Origin of the sequence: Pseudomonas helmanticensis, assembly GCF_900182985.1 — a bacterium.
Classification (GTDB): Bacteria; Pseudomonadota; Gammaproteobacteria; order Pseudomonadales; family Pseudomonadaceae; genus Aquipseudomonas; species Aquipseudomonas helmanticensis.
Genome location: NZ_FXUY01000002.1, coordinates 1,187,521 through 1,209,653 on the forward strand (window position 1 = coordinate 1,187,521; position 22,133 = coordinate 1,209,653).

The window sequence follows — 22,133 nt, forward strand, 5'->3', positions numbered from 1 at the left end:
CCATCCAATAGGTTTGCAATCCATTGAGTCCGAACCAAGGAAACCGTATGAGCCTGTCACTCCTGAGCCGCTACGCCTTCTTTGCCGTCTGCGTGATTTTCACCCTCGCCAGCCTGCCTTTCCTCGAACATGACTGGCTCTGGCCGATCACCGCCGTTACCGGTGTGCTGAGCCTGCTCGGCGTATTCGACCTGATGCAGAGCCCGCACGCAGTGCGACGCAACTACCCGATCCTCGGCAACATCCGCTACCTGGTCGAAGGCATCCGCCCGGAAATTCGCCAGTACCTGCTCGAATCCGACAGCGACGCCCTGCCCTTCTCCCGCGCCCAGCGCTCGCTGGTCTATTCGCGCGCGAAAAACGAAAGCGCCGACAAACCGTTTGGCACGCTGATCGATGTCTACCAGGCCGGTTTCGAATTCATCGGTCACTCGATGCGCCCGGCGCCGCTGAGCGATCCGAACAGTTTCCGCGTCACCGTCGGCGGCCCGCAATGCACACAGCCGTACTCGGCATCGCTGTTCAATATCTCGGCGATGAGCTTCGGCTCGCTCAGCGCCAACGCCATTCGCGCACTCAATCAGGGGGCGAAACTCGGCAACTTCGCCCACGACACTGGCGAAGGCAGCATCAGCCCGTATCATCGCGAACACGGTGGCGACCTGACCTGGGAACTGGGCAGCGGTTACTTCGGTTGCCGTAGCAGCGACGGCCGTTTCGACCCGGAACGCTTCGCCACCCAGGCGCAGGATCCACAAGTGCGGATGATCGAAATCAAGATGAGCCAAGGCGCCAAACCCGGCCACGGCGGCATCCTGCCCAAGCACAAAGTCACCAAAGAAATCGCTGAAACACGCGGCATCATGATGGGCGAAGACTGCGTGTCGCCCTCACGTCACAGCGCGTTTTCCACGCCGATCGAGATGATGCATTTCATCCAGCAACTGCGCGAACTGTCCGGCGGCAAACCGGTGGGTTTCAAGTTCTGCCTCGGCCATCCGTGGGAGTTCATGGGCATCGCCAAAGCCATGCTGGAAACCGGCATCCTTCCGGACTTCATTGTCGTCGACGGCAAGGAAGGCGGCACCGGCGCCGCTCCGGTGGAGTTCACCGACCACATCGGTGTACCGATGCGCGAAGGCCTGCTGTTCGTGCATAACACTCTGGTCGGCCTGAACCTGCGCGACAAGATCAAACTCGGCGCCAGCGGCAAGATCGTCAGCGCCTTCGACATCGCCAGCGTGCTGGCCATCGGCGCCGACTGGGCCAACTCCGCGCGCGGTTTCATGTTCGCCATCGGCTGCATTCAGTCGCAGTCTTGCCACACCAACAAATGCCCGACCGGCGTCGCCACCCAGGACGCCTTGCGCCAACGTGCCCTGGTCGTGCCGGACAAGGCGCAACGCGTCTTCAACTTCCATCGCAGCACCCTCAAGGCGCTGGCGGAAATGCTCGCCGCCGCAGGCCTTGAACATCCATCGCAACTGTCGGCCAAGCACCTGGTGCGACGCATGTCGGCGACCGAGATCAAACTGTTCTCGCAGCTGCATGTGTTCCTCAAACCCGGTGAGTTGCTCACTGGCGAGGTGAATGGCGAGTTCTATTCGCGGATGTGGCAGATGGCGCGGGCGGACAGTTTTGAGCCGAATGATCTGGTGACGGCATAGAAGCAACTGACGTGCTGGCCTCCCCTGGGGCCAGCACTGCGTCTGAACTGAACAGATACGCGAAAACATTCCCGCCGTTGAATACAAACGAAGGAGCACGGTCCTTTGCAAATAGCGGTCGGGCTTGCGACAAAGACTTATCGGTTACCCACCACACCCTCTGGCTACGACAATCCAGCGCCGTCACGCCGTCGATGTAGGCGCTCTTGGCAGGATCATTGATCAGGCTCAAGGCTCCCCGACTTGTAAGTCTCAAGAACTCATCCATCGATGAGCGGATCTCGTATTTTGGCTCAATGCCTGTGGTGTTGTAATAAGCGAAAGGCAAGAACCAGAACACACTGGCGATAATGATCTCGTCCCCCGGACGGGCTTTCTGATTCAACTGCGCCACCAATGAAGCCAGTCCAGTGTTTTGGCGCGCGCCCGTTCCATTCAATCCATCGGTTTGCCGATAGACCATTGTCAGCCCATGCAACTGCGCAGCTACGACAAGCATCAGCGCTATCATCGCCAGGAACGCCCGCCGTGTCCCCCCGGTATCCAACGCTGCGGCAATCATCATCGCCAGCGCGGGTGCCGAAAAAACCAGGTACCGAGGCACAAACAATGGAAGAACCAGGCTGATCAGATAAAGAGCGATCACCGGGACAAAAAAATAGCTGACCAGCAACACACTGAATCGACGCTCGCCGCTCGGTTTCCTAATGATTGTTGCCGCACACAGCAGCATCAGCGCAAACGGCATCACCTGCCAAAGGGAGCGACGCGAATCTCCCAGAACGATGAATTGCCATACCAGCGCCAAGCCATCTTGCAGCGTGACAGGCTGGATCCATTGCAAATTATTGGTGATGGAAAGCTGTTCGATGAGCGGCGGGATCCAGGGCAGATACCAGAACACGATGACAAGGTTGGCGACTGTCCAATGCCCCCACGGGATCGCAACGGCAGTGTTGGAGGACCGGCTCTGCCACCAGAACAACCAGTGCACCAGCACGCACAGTCCTGCGAAGTAATGGGTATAAAACGCAGCAACCATCAGCAACACGTAAATAAGCGAAAAGCGTTTTTGCTCCGGGGCTCTGACCCAGCACACCAACACCACGGTCGCCGCCATCAGCCAGAACCCGACCAAGGTATACATCCTGGCTTCCTGGCTATAACGCACCGAGATTGGCAAAAAAGCCAACAGCACAGCAGCGATCCACGTCGCTCTGCGTGTGGAGATCAGGCTCATCAACTTGATACTCAGCAGCAACGTGCCGACATCGGCCAGTGCACTCAAGGCTCTAACCGCAAACGGCGAATCGCCCCACAACAATATCCAGTAATGCAGTAGCACGTAGTAGAGCGGCGGATGTACATCCAACGCCGTCAACGCCCAGATTCGCGCGGGTGCTTCGCGTGCGAGCAACAGGCTGTAGGCTTCGTCGTACCAGATTGCCGGCACTGCAATGGCGTAGAACCGCACGAATAGCGCAATGAGCAAAACAGCTGCGAGAGCGAGTCGATCAACCTGCTCTGGCGCCAGCGATCGATTTAAAGTCGCAGCCGTCGTCCAGGGCTTCATCCTTTTTGCCCGCGAAACAGTACAAACCTGAAGAAGCCGTATCCCAGCAGCAGATTGATCAGCGTGAACACTGCCACGGTCATCAACCCCGGCAAGTCCCAGGCATCGGCGATCGCGCCAATGCTGAAGCTCAACCCGCCCATCAACAGGATGAACAGCAGATAGCCGAACACCGATGTCCGGCTTTCGAAGGTGTAGAGCATGTTCACGTAGAAAGAGAAGGCTGCCGCCACGCAAAACGCCGCAAAATTGCTCGCCGCCTGCGTCAGCCCGACGGCAGTGCACAGGACAAAAAACAGCTGCCAATGGATCAGTCCATCGGCAATTCCGATCACCGTCAACGCAGAGAATCCTTTCATCGCGGTTCCTTGCCATCGCCGTATTTGACGAAGGGTCACGCTAGGGCATGACGCAAGGTCGGTCTACTGTCATAAATTACAGGTGCGCGGCTGAAAACGATGAGCGGTCGTCGTCCTTCACCACTGCAACAACCTGCCATGCGGCGGTTCTTTCATGACGATGAAGGCGTAATCGCCGATCAGATAAATGCGGTAGTACAGGCTCTCTACTCGCGCTGGATACCCCAAGTAACCGACATGGGTGGCGTTGCGTCGCTCGCGTTCGGCGACCACGTTGGTGATGCCGACAGAGGGCAGGTTTTCCGCGAGCATGTAGTAGTCGACGTTCAGCAGGTAACGCAAAACCGGCAATTGCCTGAACGAGCCCTCGGCACTCGCCAGCCAGCGATCGGAGTAATTGATCGACAGGTAAATACGCTTGGCCTCACGCAACTCACGATCACCGCCGATATCGTGCCCCAGGCTGTACAGGGCTGCCGTCGCGAAGGTTTTCTGCAGCGTCAACACTCGGCCGTAGGCGAAGGAAAGCGTTAGCGTTGCCAGCAGCGGGATGATCAGCAGCAAAGGCAATCGGCGGTGATGTTGCGCCAATGCAAAATTGGCCAGGTAGAACAGCACAACCAGCAGTACGCCGAAGCCCATCAGCGTCCGCGCGCCTTCGTTGAAATCGCGGAACAGCAGCGTGATGCCGGGTACCAACAGTGCGATCAACGCCAGACACACTGAAGCTGAAAGCACATGTCGCCATGCTTGTGCTTGCCGTGCCACGCCGACCAGACCGACCAGTGCGCACAGCATCAGCGCCGCGAATATCCAGCTGTAGCCTCCGTGAAACAACAGCGCGAGTTTTTCCAGTATTCGCCCCAGGTTGATCGCGATCTGCAGCAGAGGATGCGCGCTCCAATCGAGCAAATCGGCTTGCCGTTGATGGGTCATGAACGGGTATGCGGTGATGCCATAGATCATAACGCCGAGGGTCAGTTGCGCCACTTTTCCAGCGAGCATTCGCCAGACGTCAGCACAGGGAGTTCGTTGTTGCACAGCCCTGAGCAACTCCACACAACACAAACCGAGAAATACATTAAGGCTGATCTGATACAGCCCGACGGCCAGTGCAATCAACGCTGCCGGCACCAGCCAGCGCTGCACCCGAGAGGCACCGACAAAGGTGATGGCGTAGATCATCGCCACCAGACTCAGGGCCATGTTCGGGCCGTCGTACTGATAGGAGAGGTTCTGCAGCAGAAAAGGGTTGTACCAGAGCGGCAACGGCAGCAGACAAGCGGCCAGGGTCGGTTCACGGAAGTAGTGAAACGTCAGGCGTGTCAGCGCCAGGCTGGTGGCCACGGTGGCGAGCAATAACGGCAGGGGAAAGATGTTGGGCGCGGCGCCGGTGAATGTCAGCAGTTGATACAACCAGTCGGCGAACAGACGACCCTGTCCGGCCCAGGCATTACCCGCCGCGAGGGCGCGCCAGTTGTCGTCGATATAGGCGAAGTCGGCAAGGATCAGCGGCAGGACGTAAAGCGCGGTCGCGAGCAGAAAGAACAGCAGCACCTGACGCCGGCCGAGTTCGCGCACGACAAAATCGCTGATCCTCATCGGTGCGCCTCTGTTCACTGCTGCGCGAAGTGATACCGATTTGAACCTGAGAAATTGTTTTGTATCGGTCTTTCAGACCGGTGGTAAATGTCAAAAGATCGCAGCCTGCGGCAGCTCCTGCATTGGGATGCGATTCCCTGTAGGAGCTGCCGCTGGTTGCGATCTTTTGCTTTTCAGGCGTTATGGATCAGGAAGCCGAACCCGTCGCACCGTGCGCAACGTTGGTCGGTTGCAGCTTGAACACGTAGAACAACACCGTCAGCAGCACCAGGAACGCAGGCCCCACATACAGCGCCACACGGGTGTCCGGGAAGTACGCCATCAGGCCGACCACCAGTACCAGAAATGCCAGCGCAAAGTACGAACTGACCGGGTACAGCCACATCTTGTATTGGAGGCCGGCACGTTCGCTGGCGCTCAGGCCTTTGCGGAATTTCAGTTGTGCCAGCAGGATCATCACCCAGGTCCAGATCGCGCCGAACGTTGCAATCGAGGTGACCCAGACGAAGACTTTTTCCGGTACCAGATAGTTGAGCAGAACGCCCAGCAGCAACGCGGCGATCGACAGCAGCAGCGCACGACGCGGCACACCGTTGTTCGAGGTCTTGGCAAAACCGGCCGGCGCCTGACCGTTTTGCGCCAGGCTGTAAAGCATGCGCCCGGTGCTGAAAATGCCGCCGTTGCACGACGACAGCGCGGCGGTGATCACCACGAAGTTGATGATACCGGCAGCGGTCTTGATGCCCAGACGCTCGAAAGTCATCACGAACGGGCTGCCTTGAGTGCCGATTTCGTTCCACGGGTAGATCGACAGAATCACGAACAGCGCGCCGACATAGAACAGCAGAATGCGCCAGAACACCGAGCCGATCGCGTTGGGAATGGTTTTCTGCGGGTTCTTCGCTTCACCGGCAGTCAGACCGATCATCTCGACACCGAGGTAGGCGAACATGACCATCTGCAGCGACATCAGCACACCCTGCACGCCGTTGGGCATGAAGCCGCCGTGGGCCCACAGATTGGAAATCCCCAGCGCCACGCCGTCGTTGCCGAAACCGAAGGCGATGATGCCGACGCCGCCGATGACCATGGCGATGATGGTGACGATCTTGATCAGAGCGAACCAGAATTCGAATTCACCGAAGGCTTTCACCGCGATCAGGTTGATCGAGCCCATGCTGACCAGCGCCGCGAGGGCCCAGATCCAGCGCGGCACATCGGGGAACCAGATGCCCATGTACACCGCCACTGCGGTGATTTCCGCGACGCAGGTCACCAGCCACAGGAACCAGTAGTTCCAGCCGGTGAGGAAGCCGGCCAAAGGCCCGAGATAATCTTGTGCGTAACGGCTGAACGAGCCAGCGACCGGATTGTGCACGGCCATCTCGCCGAGGGCGCGCATGATCACCAGGATCGCCAGACCGCCAAGAATGTAGGAAATCATGATCGCCGGGCCGGCCATTTCGATGGCCTTGGCCGAGCCTAGAAACAGACCGACACCGATACAGGCGCCGAGCGCCATCAGGCGAATATGCCGTTCGCCGAGTTCGCGTTTGAGCGGACCGCCCTGAGCGGTTTCGCCGTGAGGCAGGTGATTGCCGACTGGCATGGGGGTGCAACCTCGTCTTGTTATTGGATATGACCACCGAGTATCGAAGCGTCGGCCGATAAGCCTTGGCTGCCGTGAAACCGCGCCTGCCTCGTGGGCAAACGCGTCTTGTAGGACAAAACCTGCAAGATCAGCGGGGCGTGCAGTATAAAAAGCCTTGGGCAGGAGTTTTCACTCTATAAACCACAACATTCAGCGACAACTCTCGGCAAAAGCCCGGTTTGCGGAGAGGCATTCCCTGCGTTTTGTAGGAATTTTCGCCGCCGAAAAAGGCGCCGAGTATTGCACAGCATTGGTGCACCGTCATGCCCCTGACTTGGCAGTATTTACGGCTGGATAGCTCTAACCCGGTCATTTCCAGGCCTCTACCCATTCACAAGTAAGTGGATTTCCTGTGGCGAGGGGATTTATCCCCGTTCGGCTGCGCAGCAGTCGCAAAACCTGCAAATGCATTCTTACAGAAGGATTGAGGTGTCTGGATTTGGGGCTGCTTCGCGGCCCAACGGGGATAAATCCCCTCGCCACAGGTCCCTCACTCATTTCAGAAACTTCCTTCAGCATTGCAGATCCGAGTCGGACGACCTGGCACTAGTCTTGATGCGTGATCAATCAATGCAAGGAAGCAATATGACCGTCCAACCCAACTCTCATCGCCTGCGCCAAGGCCGATTCTCCGAACCCGGCCGCGCCTACTTCATCACCTCAGTGATTCACCAGCGCCAACCCGTTTTTGCAGACTGGCAAACAGGCCGATTACTGGTGGCAGAACTTCGCAAGGCGCATGACCAAGGCAAAGTTGAATCCATCGCGTGGGTGGTGATGCCGGATCATTTCCACCGGCTGGTACAGCTGCAAAGCGGCACGCTTGCTGACGTCATTGGCGGAATAAAGGCCCGCTGTACTCAGGCCCTCAATCACAAGACCGGACGCCAAGGCCCATTGTGGCAAAGCGGTTTTCACGACCGTGCAATTCGTGATGATGAGGACTTGCTGCCTTTTGCTCGGTATATCGTGGCCAATCCGCTGCGGGCGGGCTTGGTTGAAAACGTAGGTGATTACCCGCTCTGGGATGCTTGCTGGCTATAACCCCCCGCTTGTGGCGAGGGGATTTATCCCCGCTCGGCTGCGCAGCAGTCGTAACCCAGTCAACGCGGTGTATCAGACAAACTGCAGTGACTGGCCTTGGGGTTGCTTCGCAACCCAACGGGGATAAATCCCCTCGCCACAAAATTTCTAAACCTCAATGCCATCGGCCCCACTTCCAGATTTGTTCAGTACTTCCCCACCCTCAACCCTTCACAATTTTTTCACCATCGCCAACCACCGTCTAAGCTTCAGACAAGTCCGATCAATCTGCGTAATGGATCAGTCGACTATGGGCGCTTTGTGGCAAACCGATTCGAGTAAAACCGTGGTTCCGACTGAACGTGTGGATCAAGCGCCTGTCCCCGAAAAACCACGCCGTTCCCGGCATGGCTGGAAGGCTTTCTGGTTGTTGCTGCTGATTATTGCGATCGTGGTAGGACTGGCTGCGTCCAAGGAAATGCGCACCTCGCGCTTCCAGTCTGCTGAAGTCAGCAAATACGCGTCATCGCTCACCTACAAGCTGGAATCAGGCCCGAGTGAAGCGATTCACTACCCCGGCAACGGCCCGTTTGATTTGCGCCTGGGTTACAGCTCTCTCGATGAATTCCTGCCACGCCTGCTCAAGCGCAATTACGTGATCACCGAGCAAACGCGTTTCTCTCCGGCCCTGCTCAGCTATACAGACAAAGGTCTGTTCGTACCGTATTCGGAAAAAATCCAGGCCGGCCTGACCATCACCGATTGCCGCGCTGCGCCGCTGTACAAGTACAACTATCCGCAACAACTGTATTCCAGCTTCGCGGCCATTCCGCCGGTGGTGGTCAGCAGTCTGCTGTTCATTGAAAACCGCTTCCTGCTCGACCCCAAACAGCCCCGCGCCAACCCGGCGGTGGATTGGCCGCGTTTCGGCATGGCCGCGTGGTCACAGGTGGCGAAATTGCTGCACCTGCCCGGTCAATCGGCCGGCGGCAGTACGCTGGCGACGCAACTGGAAAAATACCGCCACTCACCGGACGGCCTGACGGTGTCCGGCGCGGAGAAGATCCGCCAGATGATTTCCGCCAGCGTGCGCGCCTATCAACCCGGCCCGGAAACTCTTGGTGCACGGCAGAACATCGTTCGCGATTACCTCAACAGCGTGCCTCTGTCGGCGGTGCCGGGGCATGGTGAAGTGCACGGCATGGCCGAAGGCTTGCGGGTCTGGTACGGCAGCGATTTCAACAAGGCCAACGAACAACTGAACAGCCCGGCCACCGATCCGAAAACCATGGCCGACAAAGGCCTGGCCCTGCGTGAAATGCTCTCGCTGATGATCGCCCAGCGCCGTCCGTCGCATTACCTGACCAAGGGCCGCGAAGAGCTCGCCGATCTCACCGACAGCCACTTGCGCCTGCTTAAACAGAACGCTGTGATCGACAGCGCCCTGGCCGATGCCGCACTGACCAGCAAAGTCACCTACCGCGACTGGCAGACCCAGCCGACGATTCAGCCAATCGAAACCAACAAGGGCATCAGCGTCGCCCGCAGTCGTCTGGCGACCATGCTCAACCGTCCGCTGTACGACCTTGATCGCCTCGATCTGTCGGCCACCAGTACCTTGCAGGGCGACCTGCAAACCCAGGCCACCGAGTACCTGAAAAAACTCGCCGACCCGGCCTTCGCCGCGCAGATCGGCTTGATGGGCGAGCGTCTGCTGACCCCGACCAGCACCACTCAGGTGCGCTATAGCTTCACACTGTTCGAACTGACTCCGGACGGCTCGCGGGTGCGCGTCCAGACCGACAGTACAGATCAGCCGTTCGACATCAACGAAGGCAGCAAGCTGGAACTCGGCTCTACGGCGAAGATGCGGGTGCTGACCACGTACCTGCAAATCATCTCCGAACTGCACGACAAATACGCCGGCATGTCAGTGCCGGAACTGAAGAAAATCGAAGTCCCCGATCAGGATCGCCTGAGCCAGTGGGTCATCGAATACCTGATGCAGAACAAGGATCGCGACCTGTCGAAAATGCTCGGCGCAGCGCTCGATCGCAAATACTCCGCCAGCCCCGGCGAGGCGTTTTTCACCGGTGGCGGTCTGCATGTGTTCCACAACTTTCGCAAGGAAGACAACGGTCGCATACCGACGTTGCGCGACGCTCTGCGAGAATCGATCAACCTGCCGTTCATTCGCCTGATGCGCGATGTGGTGCGCTACGTCACCTACTCCGGCCCCAACAGCAGCGCCGAATTGCTCAAGGATGATCGCGACCCGCGCCGTCAGGAATATCTGGCCAATTTCGCCGACCGCGAAGGCACCTCGTTCCTGCTCAAATTCTGGAAGAAATACAAAAACAAGGACACTCAGGCGCGGCTTGATACGTTCCTCGACAGCATGCGTCCAACGCCGATCCGCATGGCTGCGGTGCACCGTTATCTGTTGCCGGATGCCACTCAGGAAGACTTCAACACCTTCGTGCGCGCACACCTCAAAGGCGCCAAACTGACAGAAAAACTCACCGACGATCGCCTGATCCGCCTCTACGATTCCTATGGCCCCGGTAGCTACGACCTGCCTGATCAGGGCTTCATCGCCAAGGTTCACCCGCTCGACCTGTGGCTGATGGGCTACCTGTTGCACAACCCCGACGCGACGTTCAGCCAGATCGTCAAGGCCAGTCAGTTCGAGCGCCAGGAAGTCTACAGCTGGCTGTTCAAGAGCAAGCACAAGGGCGCCCGTGACAGTCGCATCCGCACCATGCTCGAAATCGAAGCGTTCCTCGAGATCCACCAGCGCTGGCAGAAAGTCGGCTATCCGTTCGACCACCTGGTGCCATCGCTGGCGACCGCGATCGGTAGCTCCGGCGACCGTCCCGCAGCGCTCGCCGAACTGATCGGCACCATCCTCAACGACGGCGTGCGCATGCCGACGCTGCGTATCGACAGCCTGCATTTTGCCGCCGACACCCCGTACGAAACACGCGTGACCAATGACCCCCACGTCGGCAAACGAGTGATGCCATCGGAAGTCGCCACGGCCATGCGCGAGGCGCTCTCGCAAGTGGTGGATTCAGGGACGGCGAAACGTGTTTCCGGCAGTTTCAAAACCGCCGACGGCACGCCACTGGTCATGGGCGGCAAGACCGGGACCGGCGACAACCGCATCGAAGCCATCGGCTCCGGCGGACGCATCCTCAGCTCGAAATCAATCAACCGCACGGCGACGTTTGTGTTCTACATCGGCAACAACCATTTCGGCACCCTGACCGCCTTCGTGCCTGGGCGCTCGGCGGAAAACTTCAAATTCACGTCGGCGCTGCCGGTGCAGGTACTCAAGGGTATGGCGCCGATCCTGTCGCCGTACCTGCAACCGGGCACGCACACGATGTGCCAGGCGCCGGAGGTCACCGCCGCGCGTTGAGGCACAGATCGCTCCCGGCGTGGCGATAACATTGTATTTTTTGCACCCTGATTTTCGAAGCAAGAAATCCAATTCATTAGCGTAACGAGCGGTTTTTTGCGCTTTTTCAGGCGCGTGTTGTTGCCTAGTCTGATCGTCCCATTCTGATCAAGGACGATCACCACGATGCCCCTCACTCCCTTGCCTGGGCGACCAACCGCCCCGTTGTCGCTGATGCCCGCCGATGTCAGCGTTCATTACGAAACCATCAAAAAAGCCCTGCCCGCGTGGCTGCTGTGCAGTAATGCAGCGCGCATCAAGCAGCTGAAAGCCCGCCGTGCAACACTTGCACAGTGGCATAGAGAGACTTCGCCCGACGATCACCAACGCCTGAAAAACGACTTGCAACTGGCCTGGAAAAGCCAGAACGGCATCGATAGCGCACTGAGTAATCTGCAAGACGTCTACGCCTTTGCCAAACCCCTGTTGCAAGAGGCACTGCAGCAGCGCTTCGCTGTCGAAGACGACGTCGAGCAAACCTGGCTGCGCCTCTACGCGCCAGCGAATACATCGTGGTGGACACATGACTTCGCTGCCGGCACGAACAGCCGCACCGTCTCTCTGCTGGATGCTGCGCTGCATAATTTTGCCAGTGACGAGTTCTTCAGCAAGGACTCGGAATTCATCACCCGCCCTGATGCCAATGGGCATTTCAGCGTCAGGCAGCTCAAACACAAACTGACAGTCGAGCAGTTCAAATCGCTGTGTCGGGAACTGGATCTCGGCGCTCGTTATGAAGAACATTTGCATGCTTTTTTACTGCCGTCCGACGGCGTTGCGAAACAGGTACTGCGGCACAAAGTCGTGCTCAGCCAAAAGTCCGCGCTGAATGTCGCCGCTCGCATGGCGCTGATGAAAAAGGACATTACCGAGGATGCCTACAACCTCGTGAAGGGCATGCTTGATGACCGCCGCAACCTGCAATGGCGCGGTCAACCAGTCGGTTATTACAACCTCGCGCTGATGGACGTGACGCTGACCGGGATTGTCCTCATTATTCCTGATACGCGCAGCGCGAAAATACCTGTCCCGATAATTGCCTACGTTCCCCACGACCCCGAACATCCGCTCAGGCAGTACGCCTCGGCGCTCGACTTCATGAGCGAACTCACCCGGCAATTGCGCGACAAGTCCTCGCCGGAGAGCTATCAGACGTTCTTCAGCCAGTTCATCAATCAGCAACAACGCGGGCATTTCTTTTCACGTTTGAATGAGCGTCTGAGCCAGGTTAAATGGCAACCGGCACCGGCAGGGTCCAACGCGCCAAGCTGGCGCGATACACCGGTGGACAATCCCAATCTGCAATTCAGCCTGTTGCGGTTCCAGGACGACCGCGAGACTCGTTTCAACGGTGATCTGTGGAGCTACCTGTATCGACAAAAACTAAACAAGATCCTCAATGACGCTGCAGAAATCGCGATTTCCACCGCCTACGCCGATCGAATGGCACGTTGGGCCTGGTGGGACAACCTGGAAAAAATACTCTCGGATATTTTCAACGCAGCACTGCTGGTGATAACACCGTTCGTACCGCTGGTGGGCGAACTGATGCTCGCCTACACCGCCTATCAATTGCTCGATAGCGCATTCGAAGGTGTGGTGGATATGGCCGAAGGACACTTTGCCGAGGCGGGTGAACAAGCGATCGGCATACTCGAAAGCATCGTGCAGTTTGGCGCGTTCGCCGCCGCTGCTACCCTTGGTGGCGTCGCCCGGCTCAAGTTGTCGTCGTTCATCGAAGGCATGAAGCCGGTGCAGTTGGCGGACGGCAAGACGCGCTTGTGGAATCCTGACCTGACGCCCTATCGCTTACCCGAAGATACCCTGCCGACCACCGCCACGCCCGATGCACAGGGATTGTATTCGGTGGGCGACAAACAGCTGTTGCGGCTGGATGACCATCTGTTTCAAGTAAAGCAGGATCCGCTGACCGGCGAGCATCGCATCCGCCACCCGCAAAGGCCCCGCGCCTACTCGCCCACTCTTCAAAACAACGCCCGTGGCGCCTGGGTCTGCGAAACGGAAAACCCGCGCCAGTGGTCCGCAGCGCAATTGATGCGTCGGGTCGTCCATGGCACCGAAGGTTCAAGCGATGCACAGCTGGAACAGATTCGCCTGTTTACCGGCACCGAAGAAAACATGCTGCGTCACATGCATGTTGAAAACACCCAGCCTCCGCCCTTGTTGCTCGACACCCTGATTCATCTTGGCATGGCGCCAGAGGAAGTCGCGCCGCCACTGTCGCCAGCCGCAAGACAAGTGTTGGTCGATTGTCCGCAGCTCTCGTCCGTCCTCGCAGAACGCGTGATCGCCCAGGCGCGTCCGCTGGAGTTACAGCAAATTACCCTGCAGCGACGTTTGCCGTTGCGCTTGCGAACGCTGGCGCGCGAAGTGCAATTCGAACTGCAATCGGTCCGGGCGGCGCAAGGCTTGCAACTCGAAACACTGAGCAACATCGACAGCGAACGTCTGATTCTCGGGACTTTGCGTCACTACAGTGACACCTTCGGAGCCCTACGGATTGAAGTCCGCGAAGGCACTTTCGATGGCGAACTGCGCTGCAGCGCCGGTGCCGAGTCAGCTGAACAGGTTCGAGTACTGGTGCGTATCGCGACAGACCGCTATCAAGTGCGCGATGGCGAAAACCGCCCCATTCACGACACGAGTGGTCTGTATGAAGCGATCCTCCACGCTATCGACAAGGACGGCGGCAGTGTCCTGGGTTATCAGCCCAGCGAAATCGAACCATTCAAACAATGGATCATCGCCAAGACCACGGCACCGAGTGAGCGCCGCACACTGCTCGCCAGCCCACCGATCCGCCCGGTGGTCGAACAGGGCACATTGTTCTTGGTACGCGGCGCGGGCTTGACCAAAAATGCCGCCACCTTGCAGGAGCGCATCGAGGATTTGCATCCGCATTTCAGCCCGCATGAGATCAACGTATTCGCTGAAGCCCTGACCGAGCAAGGCGAACCGCTCAAAGCCATTGAAACTCACGCAAAGGATCTCGACGAACTGCGCAACATCGTTCATCGCTGGCGCTACCAGCAGCCAGAGACCTGGGGGCCGCACAGTCAGAGCTTTCGCGACCAGGGTGGACTGCATATTTACGAACGTTTGCTCGACTGTTTCGAGCGCAAGAACGAAGACCTCGGCAATCGCGCAGACCCAGCCTCCTATAGCCTCGACCTCTCGCGGGAAATGCTTTCACTGGATCTGCAAACCTGGTGGGCAAAGCGCCCGGTGCTGAAGAAATTTCTCGATAAAGTCACCATACTGAAACTCGACAACACGCGGTTTGCCACTGACCCGAGCAGCCTGCTCAAAGACTTCCCGAACCTGCTCGAACTCAGTGCCAAAGGTTGTGAACTGACACGTTTGCCCGACCAGATAGGCGCTTCGGTACGTCGGCTGGAACGCCTTCGCTTGAGCGATAACCGGATCGTTCTGGATCCCGCCGCCGTCGCGCGCCTGCGCAGCCTGACTTATCTGGAAGTGTTGAAACTGGACGACAACCCATTGCACCTGTCGCCCGACCTCACACGCATGCCTCGCCTCAAGGTCATCACGCTGAGGAATACCGGAATGACCACGTGGCCCGAAGGAGCGCTGGCCAAACCCCGGCCGCGTGGTTTTCTCCTCGACCTGCGCGGCAATCCGCTTTCCCGGTTGCCCGAAGTGGCGACGGGGTCCGATGCCCAATGGCTGGTGGCGCGCACGCGACTGGACGTCGTCGGACTGTCGGAGGTCAACCAGTTGCGCTATCAGGCTCATCGGCGCGCGATGGCCTTGCCCCCCGAACCTCTCACACCGCTGGGTCAGGCAGAAAACACTTCGATCATCTCAACCTACGGCGCCGACTATTGGGGCGACGTGCCGGGCTGGGGTCTCAACCGCGAAACGCCCTGGGCTGAACTGGTCGAAGAACCTGCCGCGCAACCGTTCATGGCGACTTTATTGAGCGTGCGCGACTTCGCCGACTACCGCGCCGGAGGGGCAGTCCGCGATCAATTGATGCAGCGTGTCTGGCGCATGCTCGACGCCGTGCATGTCGACAGCCGTCTGCGCGAAAAACTGTTCACCATGGTGGTCGCACCGGTGGATTGCGCCGATGCCGGAGCACAATTGTTCAATCACATGGGCATCAACGTCCTGGCTTTCGAGGCACATGCCTACTCCATCGATCCGGCAGAGCTTGAGCTGAAACTGGTCACACTGGCCAAAGGCGCGGCGCGGCTGGAGCATGTCAACGAGATTGCCCGGGCCGATGTCGCAAGCCGTGGCGGCAATCCCGATGACGTCGAAGTCTATCTGGCGTATCAGACCGGACTGGCCAAACGCCTGAGTCTGCCCTGGCAGTCCGAAGGCATGCTCTACCGGCCGGTGTCCGGTGTTTCGGATGCGATGATTGATCAGGCGTACGGCACCGTGCTGGCGCTGGGTGAGGGCGACGGCCTGGTAAACGCCATGCTCGAACTCGACTTCTGGGCGCAGTACCTGCGTGACAAATACCCAGTGCGCAGCGAAAGCAACAAGCGCCTGTATCAGGCCAGGTATGAGCAGCTCGAAAGCCTGCGCGAAAACCAGCGTCAATGGGTTGAGTCAACCTCGGACGATGACCGCGCAACGCTGCGGGAACAACTCAATCTGTTGCTCCACGAACTCACGGTTCCACCGACCGTGGTGTTCGATGAGGCGCCCATCAGTGACAGCGTGTTCGACCGTCTGCTGATCGATCTGGGCGACGATGAAAAAGAGCTGGCGCGACGTCTGACCCGGGAAGCGTTAAAGCGCGCCGGACTTTGATTCTGACGTAAGGATTGCGGGCCTGTTCATTGAGCCGGACAGGCCCGCAAGCTCAGGGCGCCGCCGCATTGAATATCAGGTGCACGTTGCCGTAATAATTTCCCGATTTGTAGCCACCGGCGGGCACGATCGGCTGAATATCCAGCACGTAACGCCCTCCGGCCCTGGCCTGTTCGGCGGAAAGCACCTGACGCGGCGTCGCATGAGTCAGCACGGTGTCGGCGAAGCTCACACGCAGATAAATATTCTGCTCGTTGCGACCATTAGACAGGTAGGGCTCGCTGCCCAGCCGGGCCTCGATTGCACTGGTGTCATGCCGGACATCGAAGTGTTTGCGCACGCCGCCCAGGGTTTTCGTACTGACATTCCACGGCAAAATCTGCGCGCGATGAATCCAGTCCGTCTCGGCCGGTATGACGTAAAAACCCAGCGTCGGAATATCCACCGACACCTGGAACCGGTGCACCTCGCGCGCCGCAAACAGCGCAGCGCTGAATAATGTCAGAACGCCCGCGCACACGGCAATGAACGATTGCTTGATCATCTCAGGTCATCCCGTGATGAGTTGCCAGCGACGCGCAAAGTCTTTTTGCTGTCGCCCTCGACCAGATTGAATCGGTATTCGCGCCCCGGCTTTTTGTCGAACTCGAAACTGTTGCCGGCACGGATGTGGTGTTTGGTGGTCGGCTCGCAGGTGTTTTCGTCTTTCAGGGCACAATTGCGAAACTCATCGACCACGACCACGGTGTTGCCGTTGTTGCGCACTCGATACGTGGTAGGCGCCTCTTCAATCACACTGTCGAAACGGCTGTCTTTCGGGCGTACAAAGAACACCGTGCCGAAACCGGTCATGACGTTGACCCCGGCGGACAAGTTGTTTTTGTATTCGTCACGCTCTTCGGCGGAGACTGCGAATTCATCTTCCTTTTCCGGCACCACCGGGATGAAGCGCACACGAAAATAGCGCTCGGTGTCACGCGCGCCCATCAGCAGAAGGCGTGTGCCCTGCATGCCATTGGCCGGCACGATCAGCCGTGCGGGGCTGGCCATCAGGCCATCACGACTGCTCATGTCCGCCTGGTTTCTGACCTCTATTTCCCGGGACGTACCGTCGGCCTCGTAAACAATCTCGAGGATGTTGACCTTGACGAATGCAGTGCTGTCACCGCTGTTGAACACCCTTTTCAGGTAGGTGCTTTTGTCGCCGTCGAGGTAGTCGTATACCGTACCGACGTTGATCTGCGGCCCTGCATGAAGACCGAGGGAAAACCCGCTCAACCCCATTAATAACAACAGACGTTTCATCACCTTGCTTCCTTGGTCGTTTAACACAGTGCTGGCTCGACTCACCGATACGCAGCCCATCAGATATCCGAATCCCAATACACCACGACAACACCGGAATATCTGCCGCCTCTGCCTTCACCGGGCCGCAGCATGTTTGCCATCGAATGCGGCGGCACTTCGAAATGCAGGGTTCCCGGTGCCCGATCCACATAGAAGCCGGGTTTGAAATACTGCGCATTTCCCCCACCGCTCTTCAGCCGCAAACGCCTCACAGGTTGGCCGGAAAGGTCGGTTATGCCATTGGGCAGGCTGACAAAAACGAACAGCTCGACCCGTCGGTTCACCTCGGGATCCTCCAGAGCGCATTCGCCATTGATTCCAGGTCCACAACCTATGAACATCTTGAAACGTGACGACGCCGAGATATTGAAGATCTGGTCGCGGAGCAAGCTCACCGGCCGCCGTCCGGCCTGCAGCCAGCTCTGCCAGCCACCGACCGGCACTAACTGGACTTGCTCGCCACCGGGCGGAATCTCGACCTTGAGGGTGTGCCGTACATCCAGATTGAAGTTCAAGGTCAGAGAAGAACTATTGGGCAACATTACGTCGCCAAAATCGAAATCCGCGTTCGGCCCGACGGTGTACGTCAGCGCGCCGAGGTAATTGCCCGAGGACATACCCAAAGGGTTGGGCGTTTCCAGCTCATAAGCAAAATCCACGTATCCCAGGCGTACCCAAGGGATATCGAACTTCGCCTGCTTACCGCATACGGTGCTTGACGGGGTTTTCCAGAAAAAAAGCGTAGGTGTCATGGGTGTACCAGCCCACCCCGCTGTACAGGCAAGGTGCCGGAGCGTTGACCCAACTCGAGCCCCACAACAGGTTATGAGCGATACGGTAGTCAGCAGCACCGCCCACCAGATTGATCACGTCATCGGTCACGACCTTGGAGCCGACGCCGACGATGCGCACCCTGACCTTTTCCGGCTCTCGGGTGGTTTCGTGATAGACCGTCAGTTCCCGCCATTGCGTGGGTGCCTGAAACATCACGCCCTGTCGGGGTGAAGCGTGATTGGCTAAAACAGGCGTACGAGAATCGAACTGGATCGGCACCTGGAGGCTGAATATTTCGTTCTGTTCGCACTGCGCCGGATCGAAGGTGCAGTAACCACTGGACGGCGTAGTGTTGCGGAATTTGTTGCGGTGCGGATATGACGAGTCCGGCCTGAACTCGGCAGTAATCGAAACCTGTTCGGCACAGACCGGAAAAGCGATCGCAGCCAACGCAATAAAGGGCAGCGAGCGACCACGGGATGTAGCTGAGTGTGTGACGTTCATGTCTGAAGAATCTCCAGGGGCAGGCCGATATCAACCAGCGGTCTCTGTCTTGTGAATGGCTTCGGCCAACGTGTCCGGCGAGCAGCGCAGATCTCCGATCATCAGCACGTTGTTTTCACTGCGGTGCTTGTCGGTGTCGAGACGGAATTGACACAACAATTGGTCGGCGTAGCGCACTTGCAGGGTGGGCGAGCCAGCATGCATTTCCATCGAGAAAAACCCGTCGACTTCGCTGACGCCACGGCTGGCGTGATTGATCACGTGGTGGCCCTTGAGCGGCCGGCCTTGTGGATCGAGCAACCGGCCAAGAACGGTGAGGGTTTTCATCACTCTGACCTTTCTGTACTCCACGCCACCCTTGTTCAGGTGGTAACGGGTCCGCGACGGTTCGATACTCGCCGCCGGGACGTGGTTGCCCTCAAAGTCAAAGTTCACCGAGCTGTTTCGATAGGCTGTAAGCGGGATGAAGTTGCGTCCGGGGTGCAGTGCCGCGCTGCCGCCACTGAGGTCGTCGGCGCGCAGGGAAATACCGGCGATGTCCGACTCGACATCAACGATCATGCCCGCGCCACGCCCGTGGTATTGACTGGTCATCAACAGTCGCTGACCGCCGACGACAACCGTGCTGTCGAGGTTCACGCCACCGGTGTAATTGCCGTTGTATGAGGAGCGCTGCAGGAAACCGTCGCCATTGACCGTGTCAGTGCGAAAGTTCGCCAGGCTGGCGAGGCCGACACCATAAGTGTCGGTCAGCGCCGTCACCGAAACACTCTGCAGCACATGGTCTTGCAGGTTCTTGCGATAACCGACCGAGGCATTGTTGTCACGGCTGCCATCGCGCGCGGTGCGGCTGCCGATGCTGCCGGATATTTGCTGGCCAGCACCGCCCAGCGCCATGCTGACACTGAGGTCGACGCCGCGGTTGCGCGCATCGCCGCTGCTGTAACTGCCCGGCCGATCAAACAACGACAGCCGCCAATTGGCGTCGCTGCCGAATAGCTCGGTACGCTGCGACCAGCCCAGATCGGCGCCGACACCTTGAACATTGCCCTCGCTGTGGGAGACCCGCGCACTCAGCGAGTTTTTGCGGCTGATCCGGTGACTGAGCGCCAGCGACGAATTGCTGGTCTCGCCGGTGAAGACGTTGCGTTGGCGTACGCGCGTACCGTCGGGCAGCGTGTCATAGGTATTGCGGGTGTCGAGCCAACTGCGATTGTGGCTGATCACCAGACTCCCGGCGCCGTAGTTGTATAACCCCTGCAAATCAACGCCGGTGCCGTGATCCTCGGTCTGATAAAGATTGGCGTAAAAGCTGGTGTTGTCCGCGACACTCCAGTCGATCGAGCTGCCGTATTGCAGTTTTTCGCGTACCTGGCGCGCCGACAGTCCAAGAATCACCCGCGGATGCAGCAGATAATTGACCGAGGCGCCGGCGGTCATGTCGCCACTGTCCTGCTCATCCCAGTTGCTGAACAGTTTGCTTTCCTGTCCGGCGAACAGGTTGTAGCGCCAGCGGTCGTCGAGGTTGCTCCAGTTGACGGGTTTGTAGATCAGTTCCTGAGTGGTCGAGGTCGTCTGACCGTCTTCGATCAAACGCACTTCCACTTCGTAGATACCGCCAGGCAGGGGCCGGGTATCAAGTGTCTGCAAGCCTGCGGGAACCGCTTGGGTATTGATCAGCAGGCCATCGCGATAGATTTCCACTGACGCCTGCCGGTTGGCCGTGACAAAGATTGGATAAACACTTGGCCGGGGACTGTCCACCGCAAGGCTGTCGGAACTGCCGTACATCACGCCCACCGCCGTGTCGGGGCTGGTACCGAATGAACGCGGTTGACGGGTCAGGCCTTCGGAATTGGGGGTGAAATAACCCAGGCGGAAAAAACTGCCCTGCAGTTCGCGCTGGGTATAAAGCTCATGTACTGCGTGATAGGTCTTGTCGTCCGGCCCGCCGAGACGCGCCAATTGCATGTTGAGGGTCTGACTCCAGTTACCGAGGCTGCCACTGGCCTCCAAGCCCAGACGGCCACCCGGATCCTGGTCCTGACCGCCGTTGAAGTTGAGCTGGTTGCGCAAGATCAGTCCACTGCTGCCGCCCTCGGGCTGATCGTGAAAGCGCTGGGTCTGCAGATCGCGCTCGGCATTTTCCGTGGCAATCGAGAGCAAGGAGTTTTCCAGGTTGTAATGCACCGCCAGCAATTGCTCGGGGCATTGTCCGCTACACGCCCCCAACGCGACTCCGGGTTTGAGAATGCTCGCCCAGGTTTCACGCTCACTGGCGCTGAATCGACTGTCGCTGGTGTCGGTAAAGTCGAGCAAGGTAATACGATCATCGCGCGACAATACAATCATTGCCTCGCCCAACGGTTGTCTATCAAGTTCCACGCGAACCGCCAATGGAACATCAAAAAAGTGCTCTTCAAAGTCTGCCGGCAAACCTTTTGCCTGCGCCAGTAAGCTTCGCGGGGTGTTATCAACTGGTGCAGGCGCCGCCAGTACGCTGGTGCATGAAAGCAATGCAAGCGCAGCCGCGATGGGCGTCATCGGAAACATGAACGAATACTCTGGTTACCGAAAAGTAAAAGCCCGACCGGACAACAGACAAGTTGCCGGCCGGTTACGTTACTTGGAAAAGTAAGCGTTAGTTGCTGCCTGTAGCGATCAAACCGAAGGTTCTACGACCAGCATGACCACGCCGGTGTAATCGCCAGCGGTTGGCTTGGCGCCTGGCGCGCTGATTTTGAACGGTGCGCGGTAGCGTGTATTGGACTCTGCATCACCGACCACTTCCTGGGAGGTGGTGGTCAGCGTCTTGCCATTGAGTTCGACCTTGAGATCGATAGTCTGGCTGCCGGCGATAAGCTTCGGCACGCTTTCCAAGCGAGCGTGGACCTTGCCGGCCGTGTGCAGCACGTCGAAATGACCATTGACCTCACGCATCGAAGCAGTCGACGGGTTGTAGCTCATGTCCTGGTCCTTGTTGACCAGATCGGCATCGACCGGTACCGCATAGAAATCGTCGGCAGGCACATGCGCAACCAGACTGATCGAATGTTTTGCTTCGGTGGCGGCGAACGCGATGGAGGCACTCATGGCCAATACGGTCAGAGGTGCGGCAAAGGCGAGTTTCTTGAGCATCATTCAATACCTGTCTTATATAAAGGGGTTGATTCGTTACAAGTTTTTGGCGAGCGAAACGGTCACGAGCGATTTGCGCCCACCCCAACTTGCAACGCCAGACAAGCATCAACCAATTTATATTTAAAGTAAGCAGGCAACTTCCGAGGAACTTGTAGCCTGTCGACCATTACCCCGGAAAGAAAAAACCGTGATTTTCTTAAAAGTACCAGATCAACTGTAA

The 22,133-nt window shown here is 58.3% G+C and carries 12 protein-coding genes and 1 pseudogene; 4 read left to right on the top strand and 9 right to left on the bottom strand.

Annotation, left to right across the window (positions count from 1 at the left end):
• Positions 1 to 47 precede the first annotated feature (47 nt).
• A complete protein-coding gene (locus tag QOL84_RS28135; RefSeq protein WP_283439334.1) occupies positions 48 to 1,667 on the top strand; it encodes an FMN-binding glutamate synthase family protein in 1,620 nt (539 codons plus the stop codon).
• On the opposite strand, the gene QOL84_RS28140 is transcribed toward QOL84_RS28135, so the two are convergent.
• The 4 genes from QOL84_RS28140 to QOL84_RS28155 form a co-directional block, all read right to left on the bottom strand.
• A complete protein-coding gene (locus QOL84_RS28140; RefSeq protein ID WP_283439335.1) occupies positions 1,576 to 3,240 on the bottom strand; it encodes a glycosyltransferase family 39 protein in 1,665 nt (554 codons plus the stop codon). The two genes, QOL84_RS28135 and QOL84_RS28140, sit on opposite strands and share 92 nt — an antisense overlap.
• A complete protein-coding gene (locus QOL84_RS28145) occupies positions 3,237 to 3,599 on the bottom strand; it encodes a GtrA family protein (RefSeq protein WP_283439336.1) in 363 nt (120 codons plus the stop codon). The genes QOL84_RS28140 and QOL84_RS28145 overlap by 4 nt, the downstream gene beginning before the upstream one ends.
• A 117-nt stretch (positions 3,600 to 3,716) precedes the next feature.
• Positions 3,717 to 5,201, bottom strand: a complete 1,485-nt coding sequence (locus QOL84_RS28150) for a glucosyltransferase domain-containing protein (RefSeq protein ID WP_283439337.1) — start codon at positions 5,199 to 5,201, stop codon at positions 3,717 to 3,719.
• Positions 5,202 to 5,388: 187 nt separating this feature from the next.
• Positions 5,389 to 6,810: an amino acid permease gene (locus QOL84_RS28155; protein ID WP_283439338.1), complete on the bottom strand. Its 1,422-nt coding sequence runs from the start codon at positions 6,808 to 6,810 to the stop codon at positions 5,389 to 5,391.
• 627 nt (positions 6,811 to 7,437) lie between these two features.
• Here QOL84_RS28155 and QOL84_RS28160 point away from each other — a divergent pair.
• The 3 genes from QOL84_RS28160 to QOL84_RS28170 all read left to right on the top strand — a co-directional run bounded on the left by QOL84_RS28160 (position 7,438) and on the right by QOL84_RS28170 (position 16,147).
• Positions 7,438 to 7,896, top strand: coding sequence for an REP-associated tyrosine transposase (locus QOL84_RS28160; RefSeq protein ID WP_283439339.1), 459 nt, complete (start codon positions 7,438 to 7,440; stop codon positions 7,894 to 7,896).
• 289 nt (positions 7,897 to 8,185) lie between these two features.
• Complete coding sequence (locus QOL84_RS28165) at positions 8,186 to 11,299, top strand: transglycosylase domain-containing protein (RefSeq protein ID WP_283439340.1); 3,114 nt, start codon at positions 8,186 to 8,188, stop codon at positions 11,297 to 11,299.
• A 165-nt stretch (positions 11,300 to 11,464) separates the two neighbouring features.
• Complete coding sequence (locus QOL84_RS28170; protein WP_283439341.1) at positions 11,465 to 16,147, top strand: dermonecrotic toxin domain-containing protein; 4,683 nt, start codon at positions 11,465 to 11,467, stop codon at positions 16,145 to 16,147.
• Positions 16,148 to 16,199: 52 nt separating this feature from the next.
• Here the strand turns inward: QOL84_RS28170 and QOL84_RS28175 are convergent, their stop codons facing one another.
• From QOL84_RS28175 to QOL84_RS28195, 5 genes and pseudogenes are all read right to left on the bottom strand, one after another.
• Complete coding sequence (locus QOL84_RS28175; RefSeq protein ID WP_283439342.1) at positions 16,200 to 16,691, bottom strand: CS1 type fimbrial major subunit; 492 nt, start codon at positions 16,689 to 16,691, stop codon at positions 16,200 to 16,202.
• On the bottom strand, positions 16,688 to 17,452 hold the full coding sequence (locus tag QOL84_RS28180) for a molecular chaperone (RefSeq protein ID WP_283439343.1): 765 nt from the start codon (positions 17,450 to 17,452) through the stop codon (positions 16,688 to 16,690). The genes QOL84_RS28175 and QOL84_RS28180 overlap by 4 nt, the downstream gene beginning before the upstream one ends.
• 59 nt (positions 17,453 to 17,511) lie before the next feature.
• Positions 17,512 to 18,772 (bottom strand): annotated as a pseudogene (locus QOL84_RS28185) (hypothetical protein).
• Positions 18,773 to 18,802: 30 nt separating this feature from the next.
• Entirely contained in the window at positions 18,803 to 21,325 is a 2,523-nt protein-coding gene (locus QOL84_RS28190) for a CS1-pili formation C-terminal domain-containing protein (RefSeq protein WP_283439344.1), read from the bottom strand.
• 108 nt (positions 21,326 to 21,433) lie between these two features.
• On the bottom strand, positions 21,434 to 21,910 hold the full coding sequence (locus tag QOL84_RS28195) for a CS1 type fimbrial major subunit (protein WP_283439345.1): 477 nt from the start codon (positions 21,908 to 21,910) through the stop codon (positions 21,434 to 21,436).
• Positions 21,911 to 22,133 lie beyond the last annotated feature (223 nt).